This is a genomic window from Armatimonadota bacterium (assembly GCA_035527535.1).
Lineage (GTDB): Bacteria > Armatimonadota > Hebobacteria.
Map to the genome: position 1 here is coordinate 1 of DATLAK010000006.1, position 5755 is coordinate 5755.

Consider the following 5755-nt stretch of genomic DNA (forward strand, 5'->3'; position numbering starts at 1 on the left):
GTGACGCCGTCAAGTCGCGACGCGCGCAACGAACTTATCCACAATCCACACCTGGGCCTATCCCCCCCAACCTCGCGGGAGGGAGGGGGACATTTTCCCTGTGCAGTTGCATGGGGACATAATCGCTATGCTACCAGACGGGCAGCGCGACCTGATTGCACCGCACGTTTGAATGTGGTACAATGCCTCGTGCCGACAGCGGAATAGGCGCTCGCGATGGCAGGAGAGGTGGCCGAGCGGCTTAAGGCAGCCGCCTGCTAAGCGGTTAAGGGTCCAAAAAGGCCCTTCCCGGGTTCGAATCCCGGCCTCTCCGCCAGTGGCGAAGGTTCGGGCGCGCTCGTAGCTCAGCGGATAGAGCGTTGGGTTGCGGACCCAAAGGTCGGAGGTTCGATTCCTCTCGGGCGCGCCAATCTCGCCGCCACCACCACTTGGATCTGACACCATGAGATCCCGCGCCGCGGCTGCTCGACGCCCCGGATGCGAGTCTGCGTCCGCGCTCCCATGGGGGCGGGCAAGCGCCGAGCTTCCCCGCTCCTGGACGCATCGTCGTGCGTTCCCACGCCCGCTGTCGCCAGTTCAGCGCGTCGCCCCGGCTTCGGGCGGCGACCGCAGCCAGGCGCGCGCCGGACGGCTGCGACGCAGGGGGGATTGATTGAGCAAGGCCGGATCTGGGCGCGGGCGCACGCCGCCGCCGTTTCCCCGAGACCGAGACATTCGCCGGGCGCTGACCGACTCGGGGGTGAGCCCGCTGGCGGCGGCTTGGGCTACGTCCCAGCTGCTGCGTCTGGGGCGCTGGGATTTCGGTGTTCGCCGGAAGCGACGCCTCTACAATGCCGCGGCCGTGAGGATGGGCGTCGTGCAGCTCAAGGAGAAGGTGGCCGCGATCGCCGCCCGCCATCTGTTGGAGACGGGTAACCCGTTGAACTGTGATGATTTCTTCGTCGGGCCTTACCGCTACCTGCTGATGGATTTCGGTCCGGGTGACGTTGATGCCGCCATCAACGAATTGGTGCGGGACGGAGTCTTGCGCCAGAGCACGAGAGCCGGAGTGCAGGTTCTGAAGCCGACGAGACGCCACATCTCGCAATCCTCGACCGCGTTGAGACGGGTGATGGACGAGATGAAGCGCCATCTGGAGATACGCTACGCGGCCGAGTACGATAGGGAGCGCACCTATCGCGTGTGAGCGCCGCCCGCCGGGCGGGCGCCGTCGGTTCACGGGCCCGGCGCGGTCAGCTTCCTCCCCCACTCCGCCGCCGCTTGATCGAGGTTGACCCCGTCTTCGGGCAAGAGGTGGACGCGGATCATCCAGTCGAAATCGGGCAGCGGTGTGGTGACTCTTGCATGAGGCACGCCCACGCGCGAGTGCCCGGCCGACTGGCTCTGGTCGTAGGCCACATAGACCCCTTTTGTCGCCGTGGGACTGAAGCTGACACACACATGAAAGCCCGACGGCACCTCCACCGGCGCGAAAGGCATTATCACCCACTTCTCCGGCCCTCGCGCGAATAGTGAGTAGGGCTTGCGCATCTCCGCGATGACGTTCATTCCGGCGTCGCAGATGAAGATGCTGAAGTCCTCCGGCGGCGGCTCGGCGGCGCCGTAGCGCGAGCCGAACAGCCACACGGCGTCCACGCGCCAATTGCCCGCGGGCGCCCGAAACTGAATGACATGCCCGCTGCCGCCGACGCTCCGCTTGCCCTCCATGGCCTCGTCGTCGTAATACAGGAGCAAACCCGCATCGTCGGCCCTTGCCTGGAGGCCGCGGAAGCCAGCGAGCGAGTCCAGGTTTGGTGGCGGGCCGTCGAAGGCTGTGCGGGATTCGAGCATGCGCTCGGGAATGAGAGCGCCCGCCGCCTCGTCTCCCGTCAGCTTGACGAGTTCAGCACGAAAGAGCCGAACGAGTCGTCCGCCGTCCGGCCGTTCGGCCAGCGCCGCCGCCAGCGCCCGGCCCACCGTGGCACGACCGTAGCGCTTGTCTATCAGGTACAGGACGTGGGCGGCCTGCGCTTCCGGCCCGGAGCGCGCGGGGTCGAAACCTTGCATCCGGCGCTCGAAGCGCCCGGGGCCTCCCTGCTCGTAGTAGTTATGGGGCTGCGGCCACGCGCGCTGGCCCAGTTTCTCCCACACATGGCCGCAGATCATCGCGCCGGAATAATCGGCCCAGCCCTCAGCAACGCCGTCGGGAATGCCGACCAGGCTCGACATGCGGCGGTACATGGCGATATGGCCCAACTCGTGGCAGAAGCCGTAAACATTGAAAACCCCGCTCAGTTGTGGCGGCTGGAGATCCCATTCATCACTCAACTGCAGAAAGATCGAGGCATCGCCATCGGTCCACAGGCGCAGCGGCTGCTGGGGGTCGAGCGAGACATGCACGGCGATCCGCGCGGGCATCTCCAGCCCGTAGAGGTCCTCGTAGCCGGCGAGCGCGGTGTCGCAGATACGGGCGATGGCCTGCGCATAGGCGGGATCAACCTTCGCGTACGAGACGGTCGTGCGGTCGCCGGCGAAGGTGCGCGGTGACGGCGCGTCGGCGCGGCACGATGCGGCGGCGATGGCGAGCACGGCGAGAGCGATGAACCTGATCATTGGCGCCTTCCATATCCGGGCCCCCGGCGGCAAGCCTTTGCTCATTACGCCTCGCGAAAGGATTCCCCTGCCCGCAGGGAGAACTAATGCTCGCGGGGATATCCCGCGTCATGGCGCGCGGCGAGGTGATAACAAATGCAACTGTGCTGTTGCAGCTCCTGCCTTTGGTGCTCGAAGCTGGAGGACGCGCTCGCGGCCACCCGCGAAGCCGGCTTCGATTTCCTCGAGCTCCTCGCCATCCCCGATTGCCATCACGTGGACCTGCGCGAGACCACAGCCGACGCGCTGGGGGCCAAGCTGCGCGACTACGGCCTCGGCTTGGCGGCGCTGTGCGTGGGCCCTATGGCCACCACTTCGCTTGCAGCCATGCGCGACTCCCTGGCCTATATCGAGCGCGCCATAGATGCCGCGGAGGCGCTCGATTGCCAGCGCGTCGTCGTCGCCGGCAGTCCCCGCGACCGCGCGGACTGGGATCTGACCCTCGCGGCCTATCGTCGGCTGGATCGCTTTGCGCAGGGGCGGCCGGCGCTGATCTGCCTGGTCAATTGCCACGACACCCAACTCGAGATACCCGAAGACTTCGAGTTCATCTTCTTCGCCCACGATTCTCCGCGCATTCGCATGTGCGCCGACAACGGGCACTTCCTCAGGGTCGGGATCAGTCCCCAGGAGGTCGTGCGCCGTTTCGGCGACCACATCCAGCACGTGCGCCTGGGCGACCTTGTCCACGATCAGTCAGTCGCGCTGGGCGCGGGAGAGGCCGACCTTGCGGGCTTCTGCAAGGCGCTGGCGATGCGCGGCTACGGCGGCTTCCTGTCGGTCGCAGTTGAGATCTCCGGGCGCGACGCCACGATCGCGGAGCTGCGCGCGTCGCGTGAGTACGCCCTGCGGCTCATCGGAGCGCAAGCATAGAACGGGCCAGGCTCGGCCGCGACGCGACCGCGGGGAGGTCGGCCACGGCTGCCGCCCGCGGCGCTACGCTTTTTCCGCCTCGATCCGCGCCAGCGCTGCGCGCAGCGCGCCATAGGTGTCGTCGAGGGCCTGGGGCAGCACCCTGGTGTCGCCGATCACCGGCATGAAATTGGTATCGCCGCTCCAGCGCGGCACGACATGCACGTGCAGGTGGTCGGCGATGCCGGCGCCGGCGGCGCGCCCCAGGTTGAGACCGATGTTGAAGCCCTGCGGGGCCATCGCCGCGGCCAGCAGACGCGTACCCAGGCGGGTCTCGACGGTGATCGCGCACAACTCCCCCTCGCTCAGGGCGAGCAGGTCGCCGGTGTGGCGGTAGGGCGCGATCATCAGATGGCCGCTGCTGTAGGGGTAGGCGTTGAGGATGGTGTAGGCGAGGTCGCCGCGATGGACGATGTGGGTCTTGCCGTCGTCGTGCTCGCGCGGCTTCGCGCACAGGATGCATTCGCCGCCGCGGTCAACCTGCTCGATATACTCCATGCGCCACGGCGCCCACAGCCGATCCACGGTGGGTAGCTCCTCTGTCATGGGGCACCCCGACCAGTCGGGGTGTTCGGGCCGGCGTGCCGCTCAAGCTCCCGCAAGCGGCGGCGCGCCGCGTCGTGCTCCGGCTCGATGGTCAGTGCGCGCTGCAGCGCCTGCACAGCCTGGTCGCGGTCGCCGCGACGCTCGTACAGCGTCGCTACCTCGCATTCCAGGTCGGCGAACTCCTCGCCCTGCGCGCGCAGTCGCTCCAACTCGCCCAGCGCCAAGTCGTCAAGACCCTTGTGTTTGTAGGCAAGCGCAAGGTTGAAGCGCGCATCGGCGTCCTCGGGCTGGGCGTCCAGTCGCCGCCGGTAGTCCGCGATCAGGCGATCAATGGTCTCAAGTCCAACGCCGGCGGCCTGTCGCGCGCCGCACCTCGGGCAGAAGGCCGCGGCTTCGGGCAACTCGGCATCGCAACTTCGGCAGCGCATCGCCGTCACCCCCGCACGCGAGCCTTTTCGATGGCTCGGCGCCCATCCCCTGCCGACTGCCGCGGTTGAATCGGCAGGGCTTCGGCCACCGGCCACCGAACTCAATGAGGCGAGCATCTCGGGAGACGAACGGGAGAGCATCCGGTCGAGCGACACGAAGGGAGTCAGCATGAGCAGACGAGCGAGCGTGGTGGCGCCGGGGTGGTGGGACTATACGACGTTGGGCCGCGAGATCCTCGATGACGCAGCCAAGCTCACGGTCGAGGATATGGCGCAGTTGTCCCGCCCCGGCTTCGAGGTCGTGTTCTACGACACGCTGGAGAGCTTTTACCTGGCGGAGGCGCTGGAGTACATCGAGGCCTGGTCGCAGGCGACCGAGGAGCGGCCGGCGGGCATCTGCGGCCCCATCGGGCCGACGGAGCAACTGCCGCTGGTGGCGCAACTGGTGAACGCGCTCGACCTCGATCTGCGGCATGCGCACTTCTGGGGGATGGATGAATGGTACCTCAATGGCCGCGAGGTGCCGGCGGACCACCCGCTGTCCTTCGAGAAGGCCGACCGCGAGCTGTGCTTCAACCGCATTCGCCCCGAGCTCGCGATGCCGGAGGCGAATCTGCATTTCCCCAAGGCGGATAAGCTGGCGGAGTACACCGCCGGCTACGACCAGGCGCGCTGCGTGGTGATGCAGGGCGGCCAGGGCGAGGTCAAGCACTGGGCCTTCAACGATCCCCTCAGGCGCGAGGGCAAGTACGCCGACCAGCCGCCCGCGCCCGAGGAGTACCTCAAGCTCCGCGCGCGGGTGGTGGATCTGCACCCCATGACCATCATCCAGAACGCCCGCACCTCCGGCGGGGGCAAGGTCGCCGACGTCCCGACCCAGGCCCTTACCGTCGGCCCGGTCGAGACCTGGAGGGCGGAGCGGGTCTCCATCTGGCAGGCAGGGAACCACGACAACCCGTTCGGCATGCGGCTGACCGCCTTCATGATCGCGAAGAAGCTCCCCGACGCGGCGGTGCCGATGTCGCTTCTAGCGCTGCACCCCAACGTGCGTTTCAGCTACTATCGCCCCGGCATCGGCACCTGCGAGGCGGAGATGCACTAGTGTAGTGTCCCGATGATGGCTTTACAATGGGCGACCTTCTCCAAGATAGCATCGACCTTTTTCGTCCAGACGAACGGTTTGGGATTCTCGTTGTTGACCCGGATGAAATCTTCGATCGCCGCGACGAGTTCCGGGA

At 67.1% G+C, this 5755-nt stretch carries 6 protein-coding genes and 2 tRNA genes; 5 read left to right on the forward strand and 3 right to left on the reverse strand.

All coding sequences use genetic code 11. The features are described from left to right. The first annotated feature begins 222 nt into the window (after positions 1-222). From VM221_00245 to VM221_00255, 3 genes are all read left to right on the forward strand, one after another. Positions 223-316 (forward strand) — tRNA-Ser (locus VM221_00245). A 17-nt stretch (positions 317-333) separates the two neighbouring features. Beyond that, a tRNA-Arg gene (locus VM221_00250) sits at positions 334-409 on the forward strand. A 243-nt stretch (positions 410-652) separates the two neighbouring features. Beyond that, positions 653-1186: a hypothetical protein gene (locus tag VM221_00255; protein HUT73250.1), complete on the forward strand. Its 534-nt coding sequence runs from the start codon at positions 653-655 to the stop codon at positions 1184-1186. Positions 1187-1215: 29 nt separating this feature from the next. Here VM221_00255 and VM221_00260 read toward each other — a convergent pair whose 3' ends face one another. After that, entirely contained in the window at positions 1216-2592 is a 1377-nt protein-coding gene (locus VM221_00260) for a hypothetical protein (protein HUT73251.1), read from the reverse strand. A gap of 135 nt (positions 2593-2727) precedes the next feature. Here VM221_00260 and VM221_00265 point away from each other — a divergent pair, with 135 nt between their 5' ends. Then, entirely contained in the window at positions 2728-3504 is a 777-nt protein-coding gene (locus tag VM221_00265) for a sugar phosphate isomerase/epimerase (GenBank protein ID HUT73252.1), read from the forward strand. 63 nt (positions 3505-3567) lie between these two features. Here the strand turns inward: VM221_00265 and VM221_00270 are convergent, their stop codons facing one another. Both VM221_00270 and VM221_00275 read right to left on the reverse strand, forming a co-directional pair. Further along, on the reverse strand, positions 3568-4089 hold the full coding sequence (locus VM221_00270; GenBank protein HUT73253.1) for an HIT domain-containing protein: 522 nt from the start codon (positions 4087-4089) through the stop codon (positions 3568-3570). After that, entirely contained in the window at positions 4086-4517 is a 432-nt protein-coding gene (locus tag VM221_00275; GenBank protein HUT73254.1) for a tetratricopeptide repeat protein, read from the reverse strand. Before VM221_00275 ends, VM221_00270 begins: the two co-directional genes overlap by 4 nt. Before the next feature lie 169 nt (positions 4518-4686). On the opposite strand from VM221_00275, the gene VM221_00280 reads away from it, so the two are divergent. Then, positions 4687-5619, forward strand: a complete 933-nt coding sequence (locus tag VM221_00280; GenBank protein HUT73255.1) for a glucosamine-6-phosphate isomerase — start codon at positions 4687-4689, stop codon at positions 5617-5619. The last annotated feature ends 136 nt before the right edge of the window (positions 5620-5755 follow it).

Excerpts from the sequence above, each read along its gene's own strand:
- VM221_00260 (HUT73251.1), bottom strand. The coding sequence starts at position 2,592 with ATGATCAGGTTCATCGCTCTCGCCGTGCTCGCCATCGCCGCCGCATCG.
- VM221_00265 (HUT73252.1), top strand. The coding sequence starts at position 2,728 with ATGCAACTGTGCTGTTGCAGCTCCTGCCTTTGGTGCTCGAAGCTGGAG.
- VM221_00270 (HUT73253.1), bottom strand. The coding sequence starts at position 4,089 with ATGACAGAGGAGCTACCCACCGTGGATCGGCTGTGGGCGCCGTGGCGC.
- VM221_00275 (HUT73254.1), bottom strand. The coding sequence starts at position 4,517 with ATGCGCTGCCGAAGTTGCGATGCCGAGTTGCCCGAAGCCGCGGCCTTC.
- VM221_00280 (HUT73255.1), top strand. The coding sequence starts at position 4,687 with ATGAGCAGACGAGCGAGCGTGGTGGCGCCGGGGTGGTGGGACTATACG.